The organism is Synechococcus sp. SYN20 (genome assembly GCF_014279555.1).
Taxonomy (GTDB): Bacteria; Cyanobacteriota; Cyanobacteriia; order PCC-6307; family Cyanobiaceae; genus Synechococcus_C.
Window position 1 is genome coordinate 588,446 of record NZ_CP047959.1, and the last position, 21,905, is coordinate 610,350.

Genomic DNA, 21,905 nt, shown 5'->3' on the forward strand with positions numbered 1-21,905 from the left:
CAGTTAATGACTTGGACATTGCAGCTGCAAGAGCAACACAGCCAGCGACGATCAGATAGCCCATGAGATTTGTTTAATGGCTCAAGCATCATTTGATTTGGAGGTGCCTGTTGACTGTCTCCGATGAGACCGAATCCTCAATCGATCAGTCTTTGGTTGTCTGTTCCTTTGCTCAAGGAAGGCCTGGATAGTGAGCGGCTATTGGATCATCGGTGAAGGTGGCGACCCATCCTGCTGAGTTTTTGAAAAAACGAAGCACGCAATAGTTTGGGTTGGCGCCCATGTCGAACCAGTGCCGGGTTCCAGCTGGAATGGCGATCCAATCATTGGCTTCGCAGACCACTTGCAGCACCTCATCGTTGATGTGGAGTGAAAAGAGCCCGCAACCTTCCACGAAAAAGCGCACCTCATCTTCTGCGTGCTGGTGTTCTTGCAGGAATGTTTGGCGCAAAGATGTGGTGTTGTGCTGATCGCCCCCGACGCGCATCACATCCACTGCTTGGTAGCCCTCGTTTTTTTGGACGGAAGAGATGAGTGACGCATAGGCCGCCAAAATTTGCTCTTGCATGGCCCCTCGCTCTAGCTCTGGCTTGCTTGGCCAACGCTGAAACTTGATCCCGCGCGTTTTGAGTTCTGCACTGATCTGTGCAGCATTGCTGGTGCTTAGGAGTGGCTCAGGCGCTGCCTGGGTTGCGTAGATCCTCAGCTCCGTCATCAGCGCGGCGTTGTTTGAACCTCACCTCTTTAGCCCTGATGAATCTTTGCCGTGGCGCTCGCTCCACCGGACGCTGTCATTGTTGACCTGTTGGTCGTGGATCCTGTGCCTCACGCTCTGCAATTGATCGGAGTGGGCCCTGGTGATCCAGAGCTTCTCACCATTGCCGCTGTTCGCGCGATTGAAACTGCCGATGTGGTGGCGTACCCCGTTGCTCGCGTCGATGCTGATGGGATGGCTTGGACTATTGCTTCTCGCTGGACGCGCTCTAGTCAGCGCCGACTGCCTCTGGTGTTTCCGATGGTGGCGGAAGCCGAGCCAAGATTGAAAGCTTGGCGGCATGCCGCTGATGCGCTGGCATCTGAGTTGCGACGTGATTTATCGGTGGTTTTGCTCTGCGAAGGCGATGCCTCTCTTTTTGCTTCGAGCAGCTATGTGCAACTGGCGCTGCGTAAGCGGCACCCTGATCTCACGGTCAAGCTGATTCCAGGCGTTCCGGCGGTTTGTGCTGCAGCTGCTGCTGGCGCGGAGACGGGGATTGATTGGCCCCTGGCTTTGCAGCAAGACGGGGTTCTGATTCGTCCTTGCCCAGACCATGAATCAGATCTGGAGAGATTGCTTGAATTAGCTGAATCGAGCTCGATGGTGCTGGCATTGATCAAGCTCGGTCAGCGATGGCCATGGGTTCGGGCTTGCCTGGAAAGGCGTCAGCTGCTCGAGGCCTCCCTCTTTGCGCAACGGGTGGGTTGGCCTGATCAGGTCTTGGCGCGAGCGATCGATATTCCCGCTGAGTCGAAGCCTTATTTTTCTCTGCTGCTCATTCGGCAGACTTGGCCTGAGGTGTTGCCGTGACAGAAAGCGTTTCGTTGCTTACGTCTTTGAATTGGCTCGGGCTGGTTCATCCCATTTTGATGATTTTGTTTGTCTATCCGGTGGTGGGTGCCACGATTCGGTTGGGCATTTTGGCCCGAGAACGGCGGTTGGCTCTCAATCCGATTGCGCCAACAGTGCCGGTAGAACACGCCGATCACGGTCGCTGGGTCACCGGGGGAATAGTGTTGGCGGTGCTGGTGGCGCTGTTTCATAACGCCCTTGCTGGAGGGATGCAGGCTGATCAGATGTTGGGCTTCCTGCTGGCGGTTGTGGGTGCTGCAGCGGCTTATGTGGCGTTGTTGGGTGCCAAAGGCGTGATCGCAAAGATGTTGTGGGCAGCAGCCTGTTGGTTCACCCTGATTTTGATTGCCTCCCAGCCTGCGCTGCTGCAGTGGCGCCAGGCTTTCCCAACTGCGGTTTGGCAGTCGCATCTTTGGGGTGGTTCGGTCTTAATCGCCCTGATGTTGGCTGCGGTGGTGATGCAAAAGCAGATTGCGGGTCGGCTCTGGATGCGACGGCTGCATGTGTCGATGAATGTTGTTGTTGCTTTGTTGCTAGCGACGCAGGCCATCACGGGGACGCGTGATTTATTGATGCATTGAGGCCTGGATTGTTGGAGGGTGCTGTGGGATCAGGCTCGGGTTGAGAGGCCCGCGTTTGGGTGGTGCAATCAGTCGCCGGAGTAAGGCCAGCAAGGCACGACTTTCCTGAGGCGCCTGCCGGTCGACCCAGCATCCTGGCCGGCAAAAGAGCCAGCGGATCAGGGCATAGCGCTCCTTTCGAGGCAAGTCTCCCCAGTGGAGAAGGACTTCTGTATCGGTTTTGTTGGTCAAGATCACTGGCAATGCAGGCAGCTCTTGGCACCAGCGCAGCTTGGAACTGGCAACCCATGGAAGGGTCGAAGGAGAGCAGGTGATCCTGGCGCCGCTTTCGCTTAAAGCCGTGATGCAGCAGGGGTAGCGGTGCCCACCGTTGTCTTCGATCCAGGCTTCCATTTTGAGCTTTTGCCACGGGGCGAAATCCTTTGCGGCAGGGTCCCAACAAGCACGAACCGCCACGATCAAGCTGAGCAGATTGATCACGCCCCACACCAATCCGACCGGTCGGCCGGCGAGCACCTGAGCTGGCAGATCGCTGGCGTTTGAGAGCAGCCCGTGGAGGTTCACCAGATTGAGCAGCACGAGGGCCAGGAGTGGCAGCAGCAGCTCCACGCTGCAGCTCCCTCGATCACGGCGCTGATGCTTGGGGGTCACTCGAAATCCACCGATGCGTCCAATCAGGTTGGACAGCACGGTCATGGTGAGAGGAACGGTGAGCACCCAGCCGGTGAGTTCGCTCAAAAAAGCGGTTCGTGACCCACGGTTTAACCAGCCCAGGGTCAACACTTGCAAGCCCCAAAGGGGTAAGAGCAAGGTCAATGCGGCTTGGCTAGTGAGCAAAATAGGAATGATGCCCAGAAGGCCATAGCTAAGTGGCATCAGCATCAGCACGAGCCTTGGCACGTTGTTGAACCAATGCATCACGCCCTCGAGGTAGGCGATGCGCTGCCCAAGAGATAATCCCTTGGGATGCAAGGGGCCGCTGCTGAGCCGAAGGCTTTGCAAGGTTCCAGAAGCCCAGCGTTGGCGTTGGTGCACGAAATCAGCCATGGTTTCGGCTGCCAAACCGGCGCTGAGTTTTTCTTGCAGATAAATCAGTCGCCAGTGCTGACGGGTCAGGCTGATGCCGGTCACGAAATCCTCAGAGATGGCTTGTTCCACGAAGCCACCGATTTGATCGAGTGCTTTGCGTTTCACCACAAACGATGTGCCTGCACACACCACAGCCCCCCAGCCATCGCGAACCGGTTGAATCCAGCGGTAAAAACTTTCTTCATCAGAGAGAAGCCAGTTCTCCATCCCCAGATTGCGCATCACCGGGTCGGCGTTGATGAAGGTTTGAGTGGTCTGAATGAGCGCAATTTCCGGTTCGAGCAGGAATCCAATGCTGCGATCAAGAAAGGTGCGTTGGGGAATGAAGTCGGCGTCGAAGACGGCAACCAGCTCTCCTCGGCAGTGGCGCAAACCATGGTTGAGGTTGCCGGCCTTGGCATTGACGCGCTCCGGTCGGTGCAGGTATCGGCAGCCGAGCTCGGCAGCGAGCGCTTTCACCTCAGGGCGACCGCTGTCGTCGAGCACCCACACCTTGGTGTGGGGATAGGACAAGTTTGTGCAGCCAATCAGGGCTCGTTCGAGCACTTTGATTGGTTCGCCGTAGGTGGGAACGAGAATGTCGACGTGGGGTTTCCAGCCTCTCTCTGCCCAGCGCTTTTGGCGCTCGTTGATCTCTAGGCGGCGATCGGGGAACCGCCTCCAAGCCAGCCATAAAGGGATTAAGCCAACGAGGAGCAGCCAGGCCTCGGCGAGCAGGAGCAGCACGCTGAGGGTGATCGATAAGCGGCTCTCGACGTTGAGGCTGGAGGTCACTCTCCAGACCAGATAGCGGAGGGTGAACAGGCTGATCAGCAGGATCAGGCTGCGGCGTCCCCAAATTGGGGTGTCTTGTTCGGGGCGACGGATCAGCCAGAGCGGCCAAATCAGCAGCAGAGGCAACAGCGCATTCATTCGATTTGCTGCATCTGTTGATCGAGCAAATCAAGGGCCGCGGCCGGAGTAGGTGCGCGCATCAGTTGTTGCCGAAACTGGGATGCGCCGGGGAAGCCAGTGCAAGTCCAGCTCATGTGTTTTCGCGCAATCAGCAGGCCGTGATCTCCGCGTGCCTCGATTAGGGCCAGCAATTGTTCTTTGGCGAGAGCTAAGCGTGCAGCTGGTGCGGGGGTGGCTGGAATCGGCAAGCCACTGAGTGCGGCATCGATTTGGCCCACAAGCCACGGGGAACCCATGGTTCCGCGACCCACCATCACGCCATCGGCACTGGTGATCCTCAGGCAACGCAGCGCTTCCTCAGGGCTGTTCACATCCCCATTGGCGATCACAGGAATGCTGAGGGCTGCTTTGACAGCGGCAATCGCGTTCCAATCCGCACTGCCGCTGAAGCGTTGCTCTCGCGTGCGGCCATGCAGCGTCAGCATTCGCGCTCCCGCTTGCTCTAAGCGTTGGCACCAGTTCACAGCCGTCTCAACTCCCACGGCGTTGTGATCGCTGCACCAGCCAAGGCGCGTTTTCACCGTTACGGGAAGCCCTACTGCAGCCACCACGGTCTCGACAATTCTGCAAGCCAGATCCGGGTCGCGAATCAGGCCGCTACCGCCTCCTTTTCGGGCGATCTTGCGAACAGGACAGCCCATATTGATGTCGATCAGAAAGGCTCCGGCATCAGCCGCACGACGTGCTGCATCCGCCATTGCGTCGGGATGGTGATCAAACAGCTGCACCCCGATGGGCGCTGTTTCATCTTGCAGGCCATCCATTTTGAGCCGTCCGTGCCCCAGCTCCAGGCTGGTGGCATTCACCATTTCGGTGAACAGCAGTGCATCGGGAGCCCAGCGGCGCACCAGCTGCCTGAAGATCCGATCGCTGACGCCAGCTAGGGGGGATTGCAGGACGCGGCACCTGAGTTGTCGCTCTAACAGTCGACCCTGAATCTTCAGCGGCATGGCCAAAGGCCGAAGACATCCTCATTCTGCTGGTCAGGCCGTTGGGCTTGTCAAGGCAAGGCGATGGGGCGAAGGATGGAGGTCTCCGGTCTCTGCTCGTATGCCCCCTACCCCTTGGCCGCTGAGCCGTTTGTTGTTGAATCGAATCCTGGAAGACCGCATGAGCGATCGCTTTGTGGCGGAGCGGGTCTGGGAACGCTTGGGGTACCAGCCTCAAGGCGAAGGGTTGATCTGGTTTGCTGGACCTGAGACGCCCTCGGCGTGGCGAGAGGCATTCCCCCAGGCCCCCGAAGTGATCAGCATTCGCCCTGCTTCCGTGCAACTCACCCGCTCGATCCCCCGCGAGCACAAACAGCTGTTGAAAGAGCAGTTGAAGTTTGCGGGGTATCGGATCGGGGAGCTTTACCCACGGCGCACGCGTCGCGCTACTGCCGTGAATTGGCTGCTGGCCTGGCTTGCATCCCATGAGCAGTTGCTGGCAGACGAGGGACCGCTGCCACCGCTACTGGATCCGCCACTCAATCCTGTGAGCGGCCATCCTGGTGATCTTCCTGTGCGTTGAACAGCAGGCATAAAAAAGGAGGGTGTCTAACCCCTCCCGAAAAGGCTCTCCGTTCCACCGAAGCATCCTATTTACAAAATGTAATACTCTTGACTCTCGAGGGGAAGGGCGGTTCTCCTCCTCGCGAGCGGGGTAAGCGCTCAGCGGCAGATCTTTTGGCGACATACGTCATTGCGTCCTCATTCACCTAAAGGAGATAGACGTCATCCGCGTTGATGACCTGTTTGCAGGATTAATCCTCAGGCTTGGATGATCACCTTGGTGCCTTTGGGTGTGTTTTCAAACAGCCAGCGCGCCTGCAGGGTTGGCATGCGCACACAGCCGTGGCTTCTCGGCACGCCAAAAGCTTGGCCGGCATCCTCTTGCCAGGGAGCGGCGTGCATGCAAATGGCTTCATTGGCCGTGATGCACATCGCGTAGGGCACGCCAGGGGAAACATAGGTGCGTCCGCGCATGGTGACCGAGCGGTATTTCGTGAGTACGGAGGCATGGCCCGTGGGTGTGGGGGATGAGGCTTTGCCTGTACTCACGGGAATGACCCGAACGGTTTGTTCTTGCTCGTTGAGCACGGTGAGGGTCTGGTCGGAAAGGTCGACCACGAGCGTTGCAATGAGCTCAAGCATGGTTGTGCCGCTGACGTCGCTGTCACAGACCTAGCTGTGTCGCATGCGTCTCATCCGTCTCTTTCTGAATGATTTCGCATTTCTGTGATGGGTCACCTCTGTACTGTCAAGAAAGTTTTTTTGGGCTCCTGTTTTGGCGCGTCCGGTCGTCGCAATCATCGGGCGTCCCAACGTCGGCAAGTCCACCTTGGTGAATCGTCTCTGCCGAAGTCGTGAGGCGATCGTTCACGACCAGCCAGGTGTGACGAGAGATCGCACCTATCAAGACGGCTATTGGGGCGATCGAGAATTCAAGGTGGTGGACACCGGAGGCTTGGTCTTCGATGACGACAGTGAGTTCCTTCCTGAGATTCGGGAGCAGGCCAGCCTCGCCCTCGCTGAAGCCAGCGTGGCATTGGTGATTGTGGATGGTCAGCAAGGGCTTACGGCTGCTGATGAATCGATCGCGGAATGGCTGCGAACGCAGAACTGCAAGACCCTGTTGGCGGTGAATAAGTGTGAGTCTCCTGAGCAGGGATTGGGGATGGCCGCGGAGTTTTGGAGGCTCGGTCTTGGCGAACCCCATCCGATTTCAGCGATCCATGGTGCTGGCACCGCCGAGCTGCTCGATCAGGTGCTCACCTTCCTTCCTCCCAAGGATGAGGAGAGTGATGAAGAGGAGCCGATTCAGCTCGCGATCATTGGCCGCCCCAACGTGGGGAAGTCCAGCTTGCTCAACGCCATCTGTGGTGAAATGCGGGCGATTGTGAGTCCGATTCGTGGCACGACTCGCGACACGATTGATACGCGTATTGAACGGGAAAATCGTCCCTGGAGATTGATCGACACCGCAGGGATACGCCGGCGACGCAGCGTGAATTACGGGCCAGAATTTTTTGGGATAAACCGCAGCTTTAAGGCGATCGAACGCAGTGATGTTTGCGTTTTAGTGATCGATGCTCTCGATGGTGTAACCGAGCAGGATCAACGCTTAGCAGGACGGATCGAAGAGGACGGTCGCGCTTGCGTGGTGGTGGTGAACAAGTGGGATGCGGTTGAAAAAGACAGCCACACCATGTCGGCGATGGAAAAGGAGCTGCGCGCCAAGATCTATTTCCTCGATTGGGCGCCAATGCTGTTTACCTCTGCGCTGACGGGGCAACGGGTCGACAGCATTTTCGCCTTGGCATCTCTGGCCGTGGAACAGCACCGCCGCCGGGTGAGCACGTCAGTTGTCAACGAAGTGCTCAAGGAAGCCCTCAGCTGGCGCAGTCCTCCCACCACCCGCGGTGGCCGGCAGGGCCGTTTGTACTACGGCACTCAGGTGGCGAGTCGTCCCCCAAGTTTCACGTTGTTTGTGAATGAGCCCAAACTTTTTGGTGATACCTACCGCCGCTATGTGGAGCGTCAAATTCGTGAAGGCCTCGGCTTTGATGGCACTCCGGTGAAGTTGTTCTGGCGAGGCAAGCAACAGCGGGATGCGGAAAAGGAGCTGTCCCGTCAGCAGAACCGCCAAGGCTGATCTCCCATGGATTGGTTGCGACAGATTCCGATCGGGCAGTACGTGGATGGCAGCTCTGGTTGGCTGCGTCTGATCGACCCTCGTTTGAAGCTGGGCTGGGTCGTGATGTTTTTGCTGACCCCTGTTCTGGCTGGTCCGTTGTGGCGTCTGGGGCTCGTTCTGGCCTTGATGGTGATCACTGCCCTGAGTGGCTTGCCGGCCAGGTTGTGGTGGCGCTCCCTACTGCTGGTCTTTTGTCTCGGGGTTGGCTTTGGCCTCCTGGCGATGTTCTTGCCAACGGGAGACCCAGCAGCCACGCAGGCCATACGGCCTGTGCAGGAGTTGCAGGGTTTGTCCCTTCAATCGTCCAGCTGGGAGTTGTTGCGTCTGGGTCCTGTTCAGCTTGGGCCGCTCAACCTGGGTCCACTCTCGGTGGATCGGAGATCGGCTGAGCTCGGTCTCAACAGTGCAACGTTGATTGTCACCGTGGTGCACAGCGTGAATCTCATGCTGCTGTCCACACCAAGCGAAGATCTGATGTGGGCCCTGAATTGGTGTTTGTTCCCCCTGACGAAGCTTGGTTTGCCAGTGGATCGTCTTTGTTTTCAGTTGTTGTTGGCTCTCCGTTTTTTGCCCCTGGTGCAAGAGGAATTGCAGAATTTGGTGCGCTCAGTGGCGAGTCGAGCGGTCAATCTGCGTCAGCTGGGTTTCAAGGCGTCATTCGGATTGCTCCTTTCAGTGGGGGAGCGACTTCTTGCCAATATTTTGTTGCGGGCTGAGCAAGGAGCTGATGCCTTGATTGCCAGGGGAGGGCGTTGGTTGCCTGCGGATTGCTTTCGCCCTGTTCAGAACACGTCTGCACTGGCGCGTGGCTTGAACCTGCTGTCCTTTGTGGTTCTTCTCGCGGTGGTGGGATTGAGAGGCAAGTACGGTGCTCTCTAAATCTTGATGGACTGAGTTGTGGGAGCGGAGCGTTATCTCAATCACCCCACCTTTGGAATGCTTTATCAGGTGTCGACCGCGGGCGAAGGACGGGACCTATACGCCACGCTTTATGCCCAGCGCATGTTTTTCCTGGTGACGCTGCAACCCAGAGGGGCTCAGTTTGAGGTGATTCCTTATCAGGACGCCCGGCATCATGCAGAGCTTCACCTGGCGCGCTGTCGCCGTGATCGCGCTGACGATTTTGCCGATTGGAAGCAGCTGTTCGATCAAACCTTCATTTGATGGCCTCCAGCAGCCCGGAATCTGAAACGATTGAGTCCCGCTGGCAGGCGATTCACGCTGAGTGTCCAGACGCTGTCCATCTTCTGGCTGTCAGCAAAGGCCACCCGGCTCTAGCGGTGCGTGAGCTGGCGGCCTTGGGGCAAGTTGATTTTGGTGAAAGCAGAGTGCAGGAAGCACTCCCGAAACAACAAGACTTAGATGACCTCAGCGGCTTGCGTTGGCATTTCATTGGCCGCCTGCAGGCCAACAAAGTCCGGGCAGTCGTGCGTGCCTTTCCCGTCATTCATTCGATCGATTCTCAGGGACTCGCAGAACGCACCTCAAGGATTGCGGTGGAGGAAAACCAAAACCCGGAGGTGTTTTTTCAGGTCAAACTTCGCGACGACCCGGCGAAGGGTGGCTGGGAGCCGGATGCCTTGCGTGAGGTTTGGCCACAGCTGCAATCGCTTCCAGGCTTGAAGCCCATTGGGCTGATGACCATGGCCCCCCTTGGCTTAGAGCCCGAAGACCGCCAGAGCCTCTTCTCCGACTGCAGAACCCTTGCGGATGAGCTCGATTTGTCCGATTGCTCGATGGGGATGAGCGGGGACTGGAAGCAGGCTGCTAAGGCAGGTGCTACCTGGGTTCGCGTGGGGTCTGGATTGTTTGGACCACGGCCTGAACGCTTGGTTTGACCCCCACTTGTCAGGGCAGCCTGTTGTGAAGATGATCAAATCGCCCAGTCACTCTTGCTCACAACTCTGTAGAGCGCTATTCAGGGTTCAGGTTTGATTTAGTTTCCGGTGTCGCTGATTTCTCGTCTTCGTGCTGTCGTTGCGGGTGATGATTACCTTGATGGTGATTATGACGACCTCGATTACGACACTGGCGAACAGGACGACGTCGAAGAAGGTCCTTCTCACTCCATGTCGAGTGCTTTGGCAACTCTTGAGTCGAGCAATCCCTTCGAAACTGAGCAATCCTTCACTGGATCGAATGTGATCGGGATGCCTGGCATCAGTACCGGAACCGCAGAGGTCTCTTTGATGGAGCCTCGCAGTTTTGATGAAATGCCTGGAGCGATCCAAGCTCTGCGTGAGCGCAAAACGGTGATCCTCAATCTCACGATGATGGAACCGGATCAAGCGCAACGCGCTGTGGACTTCGTGGCAGGCGGAACCTTTGCCATTGATGGTCATCAAGAGCGTGTGGGCGAAAGCATTTTTCTGTTCGCGCCCAGCTGCGTAACCGTTACCAACGCCACCCAGGACGAAACCTCCGTTCCGACCCACGTTTCTAAGGACGTTGAGCAAGCCTCCTCTGAGGCCAGCATTGCTCCGACTCCCGCCTGGAGTGCCACAAGCGCCACCGCCCTTTGAACCATCAGTGCCATTTGCCTTTGGTGTAATTGGTCTGGGCCGGATGGCTCAGGCCCTTGTGATCCCCCTGATTGAGCAGGGACTCATCCCCGCCGGTGAGGTGATCGCGGTTGTTGGCCGTCAGGACTCCGTTGCGACGGTGTCTGCGCGAGTGCCCTCCGACGTCAAGGTTGTTGCTGCCAGTGATCCTGCGGCAAAAGAAGCTTGGGGGGCATCGGTTCAACTTTTGGCTGTTAAGCCCCAGATGCTCGATGCTGTTGCGGCCTCTGCGCCATCTGCAACAGCCACGCCTGCGCCGGGCTCAAGCCTTTTGATCTCCGTGCTTGCAGGGGTTCCCTTGGCGCGGCTTCAAACATTATTTCCTGGCCGGATCTGTGTGCGTGCCGTGCCCAATACCCCCTGCCTGGTGGGTCAGGGACTCACGGGCTTGGCTTGGGGGAATGGCATCTCTGATCAACAGAAGCAGCAGGTGCGCTCTTTTTTTGAGCCGGTTAGTGAGGTTCTCGAGCTCCCCGAAGAACGGCTGGATGCATTTCTTGCGCTCACCTCCTCTGGTCCTGCCTATGTGGCTTTAATCGCAGAAGCGATGGCAGACGGTGCCGTTGCCGTGGGAATGCCTCGGGCCCAAGCCCATCATTTGGCCCATCGAACCCTCGCTGGAACCGCGGCCTTACTGCAGGAACAAGAGCTGCATCCTGGCGAACTCAAAGATATGGTGGCCTCTCCTGGTGGCACCACCATGGCTGCGTTGCGTCATCTCGAAAAAGCGGGCTTGCGTTCAGCCTTGATCGAAGCTGTTGTTGCCGCTACGCAACATGGTCAGGGCATGGCGAAGTAGCTCTGCTTTAAGCGGCTAAGGCTTTCTTGGCGATAAGGGTCTCGTACAGCTCTTCCAGAGCATCGATGTTGGAGACCATCCGGTAGCGCTCCATGACCCGCTCCCGTGCTCGCCGTCCTAGTTCCTGGGTGAGCAGAGGTTGATCACGGAGAACGGGGAGCAGGGTGCGGAGCTGGGTGGTCACCCCTTGGGTGCTGAGAACGATGCCAGCCCCAGCTGCGAGCACTTCTCCATCAGCTCCTGCATCCGTCGCCACACAGGCGCATTGGCAGGCCATCGCTTCGAGCAGGGCGATGGAGAGCCCCTCCACCAGAGATGGCAGCACAAACACTTCAGCGCACTGGAGCAGGGCGATGCGCGTGTTGAGATTGGCTTCGTAGCCCCACCACAACAGATCCCCGATCCCGTTGCCGTACACGTTTTGCAGCGTGCTGCGCAGGGGCCCGTCACCCACGATCACGAGTCGGCATCCCGCTGGCTTGACGAGTCGCCAGGCCCGCAATAACGCTTCCACATTCTTCTCGGTGGCGATCCGCCCCATGTACAGAAAAATGCGCTGATCACCAAGACGTGAGCGCACGTCATGCAGCTCCTTGCTGATCGCGGCGGGATGGTTTGGGGCGGGAGACCAGCGGTTTGGATCCACGCCGTTGGGAATGACGGCTAAGCGAGTTTCGTGGACCCCTAAACGGTTCAGAACATCCGCCTGAAGATCGGAAAAGACGATGACGCGGTCGTATCGGGAGAGAGCAGGCGCATAGAGCTGATAGCTGAGCTGTTGGGTGCCCGCTGTGAGGTTGCGCAAGCCCGCGTCAAACGGAGGATGAAAGGTTGCGACAAGCGGAATGCCTAACGGCTGGCAAAGCTCCGGAAGCCTGAAGTCGAGGGGGGAAAGGGTGAGGCTGGCGTGCACAACATCGGGCTGAAGCCTCTTCAAAGACTCACGCAACTCCCTCTGTGCCCGAGGGGAGGGAATCGTGTACACCTGAGACTTCAGCAAATAGGGCAGGCTCACATCTGGATCGTGTGCCAACAACGATGTGTTGCTGCTGCCAGGAGCGCCAGGGTTATCGAAATGAATAAAGCTGGTCTGATGGCCGCGTTTCTTTAGGGCCTCTGTGGTGCTCAGCCCGTAGGTGACATTGCCGCAGAACGGAGTTTTTTTGCCGAGCCAGGCAATGTGGGCCACTGGCACCGTCGCGAAGCCGAGTCTGAAGTTAGCAGCGCTCCCAAGGTCGCTCCCACAAAGCGGCAGCTAAAGACAGTGCCGCAAGCACCCAGAGCACCGGGATCAAGCCGATGCTGCTGACCAGGGCGCCGGCAAGAACCAGGGGCAGGCTGAGAGCAATATTGATCAGGTTGTTCTGAAGCCCGAAGACCCGACCTCGCTGGGACTCTGGAGTGTCTTCCTGAATCGTGGTCTGAGCCGGAATCGCGACGAGAGCGGCACCAATGCCGAGGATGCCGCACAACACCAAGGTGATGCTGAGATTTCCGCGCAGTTGTCCGAGCATGATCAGACACCAGGTGATCGCGCCCAGTCCGGCTGCGGCGAGTCGCCGACGGCTAAAGCGATGGCCCATTTGAGCCACCAGCACAGCGCCAATGGCCATCCCTAGGCCGCTCATCGCTAGCAGGGTGCCGAAGCCTGTTGGCCCCAGCCCTTGGATGGCTGATGCCAGGCTGATCGCCAGGACATATAGCGCTGCTAAGAGGCTGTAAAGCACCACGAGATGCACCATGGCTCCCCGGACGGAAGCCTGCTCTCGAAGCACCTGTATCCCCGCCACGATTTCTTTCCAAACCGAATCGCTGCTGTCTTTTCTCGGTGGTTCGCGCATCTGGATGGTGCTCAGACTGATGGCCGCCATGCCGTAACAGAACGGCAAAAGCAGAAATTCGCCACCGTTGATGCCCACCATTTGAAGCAGGTGATTGAGTCCTCGCAGAATTGGATCGCCTAAGGCAAAGCCAACGATCGTGGCCCCCATGCTCGTGGCTTGATAGAGGGAATTGGCGGCTAGAAGATGTTCTCTTGGTACCAGCAGTGGGATCGTCGCCTGTTCAGCGGGGGCGAAAAACTGGGTCAGAACCGACTCCAGAAAGGTCATGACCAGCAGAGCCCAATATCCCCAGCTCAGACCAAACCAGTGAGGGCCAGGGATAAGGAATAGAGGGGTGCACAGCACAAGCAGGGCCCGCAGGCCATTGGAGGCCACCATCACCCTGCGTTTAGGCCAGCGGTCGACCCAGACACCGGCAACGGATCCGAGCACCATCGCTGGGATGGTGTTGGCCACGTAGATGCCGGTAGCCAGCAAGGTGATGCGTTGGGCTCGCGTCTCGAAATCCATGCGAATCGCAGAGGCGATTTCAGCAAGCGCGCCATTGCTATCCGGTGTATTGGTCACCCAGTACTGGGCGATCAGATACACCATCAACACGATGTAGAACTTGTCCGCGAGTTGGGAGAAGATCTGTCCGACCCAAAGGCGTCGGAAGCCATCGAGATGGATCACGGCTTGAAGGCCGCGGCGACCTTCTGGATTGGCGCTGGTGGGCAGGGCCGGGTCCGGGCTGTTTAGGGGGGGACCGCTCAAAATGGATTCATTCGCGGAATCATGATCGCCCACCGCAGGCCGTAGCGTGAACAGCCTCTCTCACCATGGCAAACGAGCGGACTGGCCTTGGGAGATGCACGCGGCACCAGCACTCCACAAGCGTGAATAGGCGGAGCCAAACCGGTCTGGGTCCCATCAATCCACCGTCTTGGCGTTGCGGTAATTCAAGCCGCGTTAACCGCTGAAGTAGAGCGAGTTCGGACGGGTTGATCTGAATGGCTGCTCCAGCTTGAGCCCCGATGGCCAGACCTTCCTCGGCCAGCAGGCTGCAGCGCCAGTCCCAATGTCCGATCGGTGGAGCCAGGGCGGCTCCACTGCGGCAACAGGTTTGGAGTGGGAGGCCATAACCGCCGAGAGCGAGCAGATGAACGCAGGCCTGAACAAGGGTTGCCAAAGTTCGATCAACACGCTCGCCTTCAGCGCTTCCAAGCTCGGATTCACGCTGCCTTCGGGCCAGCAGCTCGAGACGCTCGAGATGCATCAAAACCGCACTGAGCATCCCTGGTACGGGATCATCGCCAGCGACCAATGCGATCGAGAGCTCCGATAGGGCCTGGGCGGCTGCCAACGTTTCTAATCGCTGCCCCACCTTGCCGAAATTGTGTTGGACCCGAAGTTGGCGTACCCGAAGCAGGCCGCTGCGTCCTCCCACCTGCAGTTCCAGGGTGGTGAGAGGAACCGCCGCCGCCAGGCTGCTGCGTGGTTTACGTGCCCCTGGTACGGCCAGGCGAATCAGGCCTACGTCATCACTCAGCAGGGTGAGCAGCCTGTCGTGCTCTCCGAGGGGGCCAACCTTTAAAGCCAATCCTTCGATCCGCCGTTCCGGGCTCATTGCGGATGCCGGAGGGCCTGAATTAACGCTGGACCATGGCTGGTTCCCAGGGCCGTGGCGCCCTCTTCCACAAGGTCCAGCGCCGTTTCCAAGCGTTGAATCCCCCCGGCCGCTTTGATCGCGCAATTCCCCCTTGCAAGCTCTTTGAGCTTGCGCACTTGCAGCGGAGTGGTGGCCGCTCCAAATCCGTTGCCCGCTTGTAAGAACGCAGCACCGGCATCGATCGCGGCTTCTACCGCCAAGCTCAGGCGCTCTGGCTGCAAGCGGTTCACATCCAAAATCACCGTCACAGGTAGGCCGAGATCGCAGATCTGCGCGAGTTCTTCCGCATAGGCTTCCGCCCGCCCTGCCGTGATGGCAGCGAGATTGGGCACGACATCGAGGGCATCAGCCCCTCGGGCTGCGGCCCATTCCGCTTGCGCCCGTTTCAGCTCCGCTGGAATCGTTCCGAAGGGGAAGTCCACAACAGCAAACAAGCGAAGACGCCCGCTTGGTCCAATGCGGTTGCGCACTGCTTCTAGGTGGCAGAGGCTGGTGCAGAGCCCCCCGAAGCCGAGCAGTCGGGCTGCATCACAGATGTTGTGCAGAGCCTCTTCTTCTAAAAGTGGATCTAAAACGGCTTGATGTATCAAGGGCGGGAGCTCTGGAAGCTCCCGCTGACGCGGCGACGCGGTCATCGTTGAGGGGCAAGCACGGGCCTTAGTTCCGCGCTTGGATCACGCCAAACCCACCGTGATTGCGGTGATAAATCACCTGGAGTTCACCGCTTTCCTTATCTCGAAACAGGTAGAAGTCGTGGTCGATCACTTCAAGCTGATGGCGCGCCTCTTCAAGGCTCATCGCTGGCATGGCGAAGTATTTGCGCCGAACCCCTGGGCTGGGAAGCTGCGCTTCTTTGCCTTCGAGCAGTGAGTCTTCTGTAGCGCGTTCCGTGAGCAGCACATCATTCGCTGCTGTTGGGGTGGTCCGATGGCCATGGTCGCTGTGGCGTTCCTTGAACCGTCGCAGCTGCCGCGCCAACTTATTGGCGACCAGATCGATGCTGGCGTAGAGGTTTTCGCTTCTTTCCTGGGCGCGAATCACCGTGCCATTGGCAAACACAGTGACTTCTGCGGTTTGTTGCGGAACCCTGGGGTTCCGAGCCACTGACAGGTGCACGTCCGCTTCCTTGACGAGGTCGTCGAAGTGATGGATGGCCCGTTCCAGTTTTGTTTCGGTGTATTCCCGCAGTGCGGGCGTCACATCCAAATTGCGACCATGGATCAGAAGCTTCATGGCGGTCCCCTTTGCCTGGTTCTACCGGCAACCTACTAACTGCCTCAGGCGCAGGACAGCGGTCTGCGGCATTTCTTTTTGAGCCGGTTGCACCCGTGCCGTTCTCCCAGGCCTGGGAGTGGCAACGTGAATGGCAGCAGCAATTACTCGCTGCGGAAGGCTCAGACCAAGAAGCGGTTTGGATTCTTCAACATCCGTCTTGCTTCACCCTTGGTCGCGGAGCGACGGAAGATCACTTGCGCTTTGATCCCGAGAATGCCCCAGCTCCCCTGTATCGCATCGACCGCGGCGGGGAGGTTACGCACCATGCCCCCGGGCAGTTAGTGGCCTATCCGGTGTTGGACCTTCGCCGGCGTGAACCAGACCTGCATTGGTATTTGCGCCAGCTCGAACAGGTGGTGATCGATGTGTTGGCGGCATTGGACCTGACGGGCGAACGCATCCCAGGGCTCACGGGGGTTTGGCTGGAGGGGCGAAAAGTGGCGGCCATCGGGGTGGGATGTCGTCGTTGGATCACGCAGCACGGCCTTGCTCTCAACGTGTCGTGTGACATGGAAGGGTTTGCGCAGGTGGTGCCCTGTGGACTTTCTGATCGTCCGGTGGATCGTTTGCAGCGCTGGATCCCCGGTATCACACCTGACGTTGTGCAGCCACTCCTGCGGGATGCCTTGGCCCAGCGCCTGTCACTCAGCTGGTGCGACCTTGCTGGTCTTGATTCTGGGTGGTACTCCTAGGCGCAAGCTGAAACAACGTTGTGGGTTCGTTTGCACAGGCCAGCTGGCGACCAACGCCTTGGGAGTTGAAATCACTCGCCCGTCAGCAGCATGTGCAAAGCCTGGGGAGAGTGGATCAACTCTGGCCGTGGCTTGAGCAACGCCATGGTGCGCTCATGGCTGTGGATGCACCCCATGCCGCCCATCCGGAGCATTTCACCTACGCGGAGTTGTCGCAACGGATCTCGACTGCGGCTGCAGGGTTTCGTTCCTTGGGGATTCGAGAGGGAGATGTGGTGGGACTGTTTGCCGAAAACAGTCCCCGCTGGCTGATGGCAGATCAAGGCCTGATGCGCGCTGGTGCAGCGGATGCGGTGCGTGGTGCTTCAGCTCCAGTAGAGGAGCTGCGTTACATCCTTGAGGACGCCAAGGCTGTGGCCCTGGTGGTTCAAAACGCGGACCTTTGGCAACGTCTCCAATTACCTGCGCAGCTGCGCAGTCAGTTGCGCTTTGTGCTGCAGCTCGAAGGTGATGCTGTGGATCAAGGCGTGATCTCGTGGGCTGATCTTTTGGCGGCTGGCGTCACGCAACAGGCTCCGGATCCAGATGCAGGTCGCGATGCGGCCAGCGCTGCCAGCACAACAGCCACCATCCTTTACACCTCAGGAACCACCGGTCAGCCGAAGGGCGTTCCGCTAAGCCACGCCAACCTGTTGCATCAGATGCGCAGCCTGAGTTGCGTTGCTCGGCCTGAACCTGGCGCCCCTGTGCTCAGCGTGTTGCCGATCTGGCATGCCTATGAACGCAGTGCGGAGTACTACTTCTTTTCCTGCGCCTGTGCGCAGAGCTATACAACGATCAAACAGCTCAAACGGGATCTCCCCAGGGTGAAACCTGTGGTGATGGTCACGGTGCCGCGCCTCTGGGAGGCGGTGCAAGCCGGGTTTGAGGATGTTCTGAAAACCTTTCCTGCATCCAGGCAGCGCCTGCTGCGTGCGGCACTCGCTAACAGCAGTGCCTATTGCTTGGCCCGGCGTCAGCGTCGCAACCTGATGCTGATGCCCTTGGGACGCCGTCAACGCTTGATGGCGCGCCTGAAATCTGCCGGGCGTTGGCCCGCCCATGCCCTGGCGTCCAAGCTGATCTGGCCAAAACTGAGGTTGCAGCTCAGTGGGGGTCAGCTGCGCTTCCCCATCAATGGAGGAGGAGCGATCGCTCCTCACGTGGATTCCTTTTTTGAGGCGGTAGGGATTGAGTTGTTGGTGGGCTATGGCCTCACGGAAACCAGTCCGGTTGTGAGTTGCCGGCGTCCATGGCGCAACATTCGTGGAAGTTCAGGGCAACCCATGCCGGATACGGAGTTCCGGATCGTGGATGCTGAGACACGTCAGCCCCTTGGCTTTCGAGATTGTGGCGTTGTCTTGGTGCGTGGCCCCCAGGTGATGGCTGGGTATTTGCGTCGCCCAGAAGCCACCGCAAAAGTGCTGGACGGCGATGGCTGGTTTGATACCGGTGATCTGGGCATGCTCTTGCCCGATGGGTCGGTCGTGCTGACGGGTCGTGCCAAAGACACGATTGTGCTCAGCAGTGGTGAAAACATCGAGCCGGCACCTTTGGAGGAGGAGCTGGTGTCTAGCCCCTTGATCGAACAGGTGATGCTCGTTGGCCAAGATCAACGCCAGTTGGCGGCCTTGGTTGTGCCGCGCCTCGAGGCGATGTTGGCCTGGGGCGTAGAGCAGGGCCTCAGCTTGCCGGCTGATCTCGGTGGGACTCCAGGCGATCAAGACTTGCGGCGTTTGCTGCGTGGGGAACTGAATCGTCTGCTGAGTTTGCGCGTTGGTGCCCGTTCGGATGAACGGGTGATGGGTGTGGTGTTGGTGGCGCCGTTCACGATCGAAAACGGTTTACTCACGCAGACCTTGAAGCAGCGTCGTGATCGGATCAGCGGACGTGATCGGGAGTCGATTCAGGCGCTTTATGGATGCTGAATTGATGCTGATACCTGCATCCCCTGATTTGGGTTGACCTGCAGCCACTGGACTGAGACGCTTGACATCACGTCATTAATTTCATGATGGACGGCAACACCCTCACGATTAAGCGCTCGATCACCATTCGTGCGGTTGTCACTCCCGCATGGAAGGAGGAGGCTGAACGCGAGTTGAGCAACGGCATCGCCACCTCGGATCAGCAGCTTGCCCAGCTGGAGCAAGAGGGTCAGCAGGTCGTTGACCAGGTCCGTCGTCAGAGTGCGAATCCGCTCGACCCCCGTGTGCAAGAGCAGGTGGCTCAGGTGCAGCAACAGGTGGCGGCAAAACGCTCTGAGCTAGAGGAGCAAAAGCGAAACCTCTTGCAGCAACAGGCTCAGGTTCGTGAGCTAGAGATGGATCAGATCGTGGAACAGGGTCAACTCGATAGTTTTTGTGACATCAAAGTTGGCGATAATTTGGTCAGCAAGATGCAGGTGTCGGTCGTTGTGCGCGATGGCGTGATCGAGTCGATCGATCAGGGCTAACCCGGGCCGTAAAATCTCTCTGATTAGCTCTTCTGGAGACGGTTTTGGCAACCCACGACATTTTTATGCCTGCCCTCAGCTCCACCATGACGGAGGGCAAAATCGTGGAGTGGCTCAAACAGCCCGGAGACAAGGTGGAGCGAGGCGAATCCGTTCTCGTTGTTGAATCAGATAAAGCCGATATGGATGTGGAGTCCTTTCAGGAGGGCTACCTGGCTGCTGTGTTGATGCCTGCGGGGAGCACGGCCCCCGTGGGTGAAACCATCGGCTTGATTGTGGAGACGGAAGCGGAAATTGCTGACGCAAAGGCCAAAGCCCCTTCCGCAGCGCCGACCGCCGCACCGACAGCCTCAGCCGCTGCAGCACCTGCTGCTCCAGCGCCCCCAGCTGCGCCGGTTGCCCCCGCTCCTGTAGCGGCTCCTGTCTCCGTTCCAGTGGCTGCACCCGCAAGCAACGGACGCTTGATCGTGAGCCCCCGCGCCCGCAAGCTGGCCTCCCAAATGGGCGTAGACCTTGCCGGTCTGCGCGGCACTGGCCCCAATGGCCGGATCCAGGCGGAAGACGTTGAAAAAGCGGCCGGACGTCCTGTAACGCCACCACGGGTGGGTGAAGGCACGTCGGCAGCTGCCGTGGTTGGTGCCACGGTTGCGGCTTCACCGTCGGCTCCTGCGGGCAACAGTTTTGGGGCTCCGGGCGACACCGTGGCCTTTAACACCCTTCAAGCGGCCGTGAACCGCAACATGGAAGCCAGCCTGGCGGTGCCCTGCTTCCGCGTTGGATACACGATCACCACTGACAAGCTCGATGCGTTCTACAAGCAGGTAAAACCCAAAGGCGTCACGATGACGGCCCTTCTGGCCAAAGCTGTGGCCGTGACCTTGGCCAGGCATCCCCAGGTGAATGCCGCCACCACAGCCTCTGGTATGAGCTATCCCGCTGAGGTGAATGTGGCTGTCGCTGTAGCGATGGAAGACGGCGGATTGATTACGCCTGTGTTGCGCAATGCCGATCGCACCGATCTGTATGAGTTGTCGCGACAGTGGGGAGATCTGGTGAAGCGTTCCCGCAGCAAGCAGTTGCAGCCGGAGGAATACAGCACCGGCACCTTCACCCTTTCCAACCTTGGAATGTTTGGAGTGGATCGCTTTGATGCCATTTTGCCTCCAGGCACCGGCGCGATTCTGGCTGTTGCGGCATCTCGTCCCACCGTGGTGGCAGGCAAGGATGGATCCATCGCCGTGAAGCGTCAGATGCAGGTGAACCTCACCGCCGATCACCGTGTGATTTATGGCGCCGATGGTGCTGCCTTCCTGAAGGATCTGGCGGAGCTGATCGATACGCGTCCTGAAAGTTTGGCTCTGTAAGTTGCGGCCATGTTTGCCGCTTCATTGTTGACCGCTCTCCCTGCTAGCAAGGGAGACAACACCGACTTGGCAGCATGGGCTGGTGTTGTAGGGGAGCCAGATCATGGCTGACTCACGCGATCTTCAGCTCAGTTCGTATGACTACGTTCTGCCAGAAGAGAGAATTGCACAGGCGCCGGTGGAACCGCGGCATGATGCGCGCCTGTTGGTGGTGCCCCCGGCAGAGTGCTCCCTCTCTGAGCTAAGGCACCAGCGCGTTTGGGACTGGCAGCAGGAGTTGCAACTCGGCGATCTTTTGGTGGTGAATGACACCCGCGTCCTGAAGGCGCGGCTTCGGGTGAGGCGCAGTGGCGGAGGTTTGGGTGAATTGCTCGTGCTCGAGCCCCGTGGCGAGGGGCGGTGGTTGTGTTTGGCGAGGCCTGCTAAACGCATGCGGCCTGGTGATCAGCTTTGGCTCGAGGCCTTGGAGCAAGAACCGCTCTCCCTCGCTGTACTGGCAAGCGACGCTGCTAGCGGTGGCCGGATCGTGCAATTTCCTCCGGATTGTGTGGATGCCCTTGCGCTGGAAGGACTGTTGGAGCGCTACGGAGAAGTGCCGCTGCCGCCCTACATCACTCGGCATGACAGCTTGGATCAAGAGCGCTATCAAACCCGTTACGCCACCCGTCCAGGAGCGGTTGCTGCTCCGACTGCGGGACTGCATCTCAGCGATGCCTTGCTCTCAGCGATTGCTGAGCGGGGTGTCGCCTTGGCCCATGTCACCTTGCATGTTGGCTTGGGCACCTTTCGGCCCGTGGAGACAGAGGATCTCAGCGATCTCACCCTGCATAGTGAGTGGGTGGAGGTGCGTCCTGAGGTGGTGGAGGCGGTGTTGGCCTGTAGGGCTCGAGGCGGCCGAGTGATTGCAGTGGGGACCACGAGCGTGCGCGCACTGGAGGCTGCAGCTGCAGCGGGTGGAGGGATTTTGAAGCCTTTGAAGGGGCCCGTGGATCTAGTGATTCAGCCCGGCTATCGCTTCCAGGTGGTGGAAGGCCTCCTAACAAATTTTCATTTGCCAAAGAGTTCTCTGCTTCTCCTGGTCAGCGCATTAATTGGGAGAAAACGTTTGCTATCTCTTTATAACGTTGCAATTGAGGAGGCCTATCGCTTTTATTCGTATGGGGATGCAATGTGGATCTCTCCTAGTGCAGTTATCCATAAGCGATAAGTATGATCCCCTAAAAATTTGATTGGGGTTGGTCAAAATAATTTTTTCTTGGTTAACCCTTGTCAGGGCATAGTCGATTGAATTCTAGGCTACTGAAATATCAAAAA

23 protein-coding genes are annotated in these 21,905 nt (G+C 58.5%); 14 read left to right on the top strand and 9 right to left on the bottom strand.

The window, feature by feature from the left end; all coding sequences use genetic code 11:
• Positions 1–172: 172 nt before the first annotated feature.
• Positions 173–715, bottom strand: a complete 543-nt coding sequence (locus SynSYN20_RS03075) for an acireductone dioxygenase (RefSeq protein WP_186524682.1) — start codon at positions 713–715, stop codon at positions 173–175.
• 105 nt (positions 716–820) lie between these two features.
• Here SynSYN20_RS03075 and SynSYN20_RS03080 point away from each other — a divergent pair, with 105 nt between their 5' ends.
• Positions 821–1,567: a precorrin-2 C(20)-methyltransferase gene (locus SynSYN20_RS03080; RefSeq protein ID WP_186525406.1), complete on the top strand. Its 747-nt coding sequence runs from the start codon at positions 821–823 to the stop codon at positions 1,565–1,567.
• Between the two features lie 59 nt (positions 1,568–1,626).
• Positions 1,627–2,190, top strand: coding sequence for a DUF4079 domain-containing protein (locus SynSYN20_RS03085; RefSeq protein ID WP_255476343.1), 564 nt, complete (start codon positions 1,627–1,629; stop codon positions 2,188–2,190).
• Here the strand turns inward: SynSYN20_RS03085 and SynSYN20_RS03090 are convergent.
• Both SynSYN20_RS03090 and dusB read right to left on the bottom strand, forming a co-directional pair.
• Positions 2,176–4,191 carry a glycosyltransferase gene (locus tag SynSYN20_RS03090; protein WP_186524684.1) on the bottom strand — a complete coding sequence of 672 codons (2,016 nt, stop codon included), beginning with the start codon at positions 4,189–4,191 and terminating at the stop codon, positions 2,176–2,178. The genes SynSYN20_RS03085 and SynSYN20_RS03090 overlap by 15 nt on opposite strands.
• On the bottom strand, positions 4,188–5,183 hold the full coding sequence (gene dusB, locus SynSYN20_RS03095; protein ID WP_186524685.1) for a tRNA dihydrouridine synthase DusB: 996 nt from the start codon (positions 5,181–5,183) through the stop codon (positions 4,188–4,190). Before dusB ends, SynSYN20_RS03090 begins: the two co-directional genes overlap by 4 nt.
• 100 nt (positions 5,184–5,283) lie before the next feature.
• Between dusB and SynSYN20_RS03100 the strand changes: the two genes are divergently transcribed.
• A complete protein-coding gene (locus SynSYN20_RS03100; RefSeq protein WP_186525407.1) occupies positions 5,284–5,745 on the top strand; it encodes a DUF1823 family protein in 462 nt (153 codons plus the stop codon).
• 239 nt (positions 5,746–5,984) lie between these two features.
• On the opposite strand, the gene SynSYN20_RS03105 is transcribed toward SynSYN20_RS03100, so the two are convergent.
• Positions 5,985–6,368 carry a L,D-transpeptidase gene (locus SynSYN20_RS03105; RefSeq protein ID WP_186524686.1) on the bottom strand — a complete coding sequence of 128 codons (384 nt, stop codon included), beginning with the start codon at positions 6,366–6,368 and terminating at the stop codon, positions 5,985–5,987.
• Positions 6,369–6,501: 133 nt separating this feature from the next.
• Between SynSYN20_RS03105 and der the strand changes: the two genes are divergently transcribed.
• The 6 genes from der (at position 6,502) to proC (ending at position 11,271) form a co-directional block, all read left to right on the top strand.
• Positions 6,502–7,869 (top strand): ribosome biogenesis GTPase Der, encoded by a 1,368-nt coding sequence (gene der / locus SynSYN20_RS03110; protein ID WP_186524687.1) that lies wholly within the window; start codon positions 6,502–6,504, stop codon positions 7,867–7,869.
• Between the two features lie 6 nt (positions 7,870–7,875).
• Positions 7,876–8,790, top strand: a complete 915-nt coding sequence (locus SynSYN20_RS03115) for an energy-coupling factor transporter transmembrane protein EcfT (RefSeq protein WP_186524688.1) — start codon at positions 7,876–7,878, stop codon at positions 8,788–8,790.
• Positions 8,791–8,808: 18 nt separating this feature from the next.
• Positions 8,809–9,075, top strand: coding sequence for a PipX family protein (locus SynSYN20_RS03120; protein WP_186524689.1), 267 nt, complete (start codon positions 8,809–8,811; stop codon positions 9,073–9,075).
• Positions 9,075–9,749, top strand: a complete 675-nt coding sequence (locus SynSYN20_RS03125; protein WP_186524690.1) for a YggS family pyridoxal phosphate-dependent enzyme — start codon at positions 9,075–9,077, stop codon at positions 9,747–9,749. The genes SynSYN20_RS03120 and SynSYN20_RS03125 overlap by 1 nt, the downstream gene beginning before the upstream one ends.
• A gap of 108 nt (positions 9,750–9,857) precedes the next feature.
• Entirely contained in the window at positions 9,858–10,433 is a 576-nt protein-coding gene (locus SynSYN20_RS03130) for a cell division protein SepF (RefSeq protein ID WP_186524691.1), read from the top strand.
• A gap of 7 nt (positions 10,434–10,440) precedes the next feature.
• Positions 10,441–11,271, top strand: coding sequence for a pyrroline-5-carboxylate reductase (proC, locus tag SynSYN20_RS03135; protein ID WP_186524692.1), 831 nt, complete (start codon positions 10,441–10,443; stop codon positions 11,269–11,271).
• A gap of 7 nt (positions 11,272–11,278) precedes the next feature.
• On the opposite strand, the gene SynSYN20_RS03140 is transcribed toward proC, so the two are convergent.
• From SynSYN20_RS03140 to hpf, 5 genes are read right to left on the bottom strand one after another with little or no spacing between them, the layout of a single operon-like run.
• Positions 11,279–12,460 (bottom strand): glycosyltransferase family 4 protein, encoded by a 1,182-nt coding sequence (locus tag SynSYN20_RS03140; protein ID WP_186525408.1) that lies wholly within the window; start codon positions 12,458–12,460, stop codon positions 11,279–11,281.
• A gap of 28 nt (positions 12,461–12,488) precedes the next feature.
• Complete coding sequence (locus tag SynSYN20_RS03145) at positions 12,489–13,871, bottom strand: MFS transporter (RefSeq protein ID WP_186524693.1); 1,383 nt, start codon at positions 13,869–13,871, stop codon at positions 12,489–12,491.
• 19 nt (positions 13,872–13,890) lie between these two features.
• Positions 13,891–14,724 carry a DNA repair protein RecO gene (locus tag SynSYN20_RS03150; protein WP_186524694.1) on the bottom strand — a complete coding sequence of 278 codons (834 nt, stop codon included), beginning with the start codon at positions 14,722–14,724 and terminating at the stop codon, positions 13,891–13,893.
• Entirely contained in the window at positions 14,721–15,401 is a 681-nt protein-coding gene (locus SynSYN20_RS03155; protein WP_186524695.1) for a 2-deoxyribose-5-phosphate aldolase, read from the bottom strand. Before SynSYN20_RS03155 ends, SynSYN20_RS03150 begins: the two co-directional genes overlap by 4 nt.
• Before the next feature lie 22 nt (positions 15,402–15,423).
• Positions 15,424–15,999: a ribosome hibernation-promoting factor, HPF/YfiA family gene (hpf, locus tag SynSYN20_RS03160; RefSeq protein WP_186524696.1), complete on the bottom strand. Its 576-nt coding sequence runs from the start codon at positions 15,997–15,999 to the stop codon at positions 15,424–15,426.
• A gap of 11 nt (positions 16,000–16,010) precedes the next feature.
• On the opposite strand from hpf, the gene lipB reads away from it, so the two are divergent.
• The 5 genes from lipB (at position 16,011) to queA (ending at position 21,798) form a co-directional block, all read left to right on the top strand.
• A complete protein-coding gene (gene lipB / locus SynSYN20_RS03165) occupies positions 16,011–16,733 on the top strand; it encodes a lipoyl(octanoyl) transferase LipB (RefSeq protein WP_186524697.1) in 723 nt (240 codons plus the stop codon).
• A gap of 20 nt (positions 16,734–16,753) precedes the next feature.
• Positions 16,754–18,700 carry an AMP-binding protein gene (locus SynSYN20_RS03170; RefSeq protein WP_186524698.1) on the top strand — a complete coding sequence of 649 codons (1,947 nt, stop codon included), beginning with the start codon at positions 16,754–16,756 and terminating at the stop codon, positions 18,698–18,700.
• Positions 18,701–18,783: 83 nt separating this feature from the next.
• Positions 18,784–19,227 carry a YlqD family protein gene (locus tag SynSYN20_RS03175; protein WP_186524699.1) on the top strand — a complete coding sequence of 148 codons (444 nt, stop codon included), beginning with the start codon at positions 18,784–18,786 and terminating at the stop codon, positions 19,225–19,227.
• 44 nt (positions 19,228–19,271) lie between these two features.
• Positions 19,272–20,591, top strand: a complete 1,320-nt coding sequence (locus SynSYN20_RS03180; protein WP_186524700.1) for a dihydrolipoamide acetyltransferase family protein — start codon at positions 19,272–19,274, stop codon at positions 20,589–20,591.
• Between the two features lie 100 nt (positions 20,592–20,691).
• Complete coding sequence (gene queA / locus SynSYN20_RS03185; protein ID WP_186525409.1) at positions 20,692–21,798, top strand: tRNA preQ1(34) S-adenosylmethionine ribosyltransferase-isomerase QueA; 1,107 nt, start codon at positions 20,692–20,694, stop codon at positions 21,796–21,798.
• The last annotated feature ends 107 nt before the right edge of the window (positions 21,799–21,905 follow it).

Bases quoted from the DNA above. Each gene is read 5' to 3' on its own strand.
- SynSYN20_RS03150 (WP_186524694.1), bottom strand. From the start codon at position 14,724: ATGAGCCCGGAACGGCGGATCGAAGGATTGGCTTTAAAGGTTGGCCCC.
- SynSYN20_RS03155 (WP_186524695.1), bottom strand. From the start codon at position 15,401: ATGACCGCGTCGCCGCGTCAGCGGGAGCTTCCAGAGCTCCCGCCCTTG.
- SynSYN20_RS03100 (WP_186525407.1), top strand. From the start codon at position 5,284: ATGCCCCCTACCCCTTGGCCGCTGAGCCGTTTGTTGTTGAATCGAATC.
- SynSYN20_RS03090 (WP_186524684.1), bottom strand. From the start codon at position 4,191: ATGAATGCGCTGTTGCCTCTGCTGCTGATTTGGCCGCTCTGGCTGATC.
- SynSYN20_RS03075 (WP_186524682.1), bottom strand. From the start codon at position 715: ATGACGGAGCTGAGGATCTACGCAACCCAGGCAGCGCCTGAGCCACTC.
- SynSYN20_RS03115 (WP_186524688.1), top strand. From the start codon at position 7,876: ATGGATTGGTTGCGACAGATTCCGATCGGGCAGTACGTGGATGGCAGC.
- SynSYN20_RS03125 (WP_186524690.1), top strand. From the start codon at position 9,075: ATGGCCTCCAGCAGCCCGGAATCTGAAACGATTGAGTCCCGCTGGCAG.
- SynSYN20_RS03105 (WP_186524686.1), bottom strand. From the start codon at position 6,368: ATGCTTGAGCTCATTGCAACGCTCGTGGTCGACCTTTCCGACCAGACC.
- hpf (WP_186524696.1), bottom strand. From the start codon at position 15,999: ATGAAGCTTCTGATCCATGGTCGCAATTTGGATGTGACGCCCGCACTG.
- SynSYN20_RS03085 (WP_255476343.1), top strand. From the start codon at position 1,627: ATGATTTTGTTTGTCTATCCGGTGGTGGGTGCCACGATTCGGTTGGGC.
- SynSYN20_RS03175 (WP_186524699.1), top strand. From the start codon at position 18,784: ATGATGGACGGCAACACCCTCACGATTAAGCGCTCGATCACCATTCGT.
- dusB (WP_186524685.1), bottom strand. From the start codon at position 5,183: ATGCCGCTGAAGATTCAGGGTCGACTGTTAGAGCGACAACTCAGGTGC.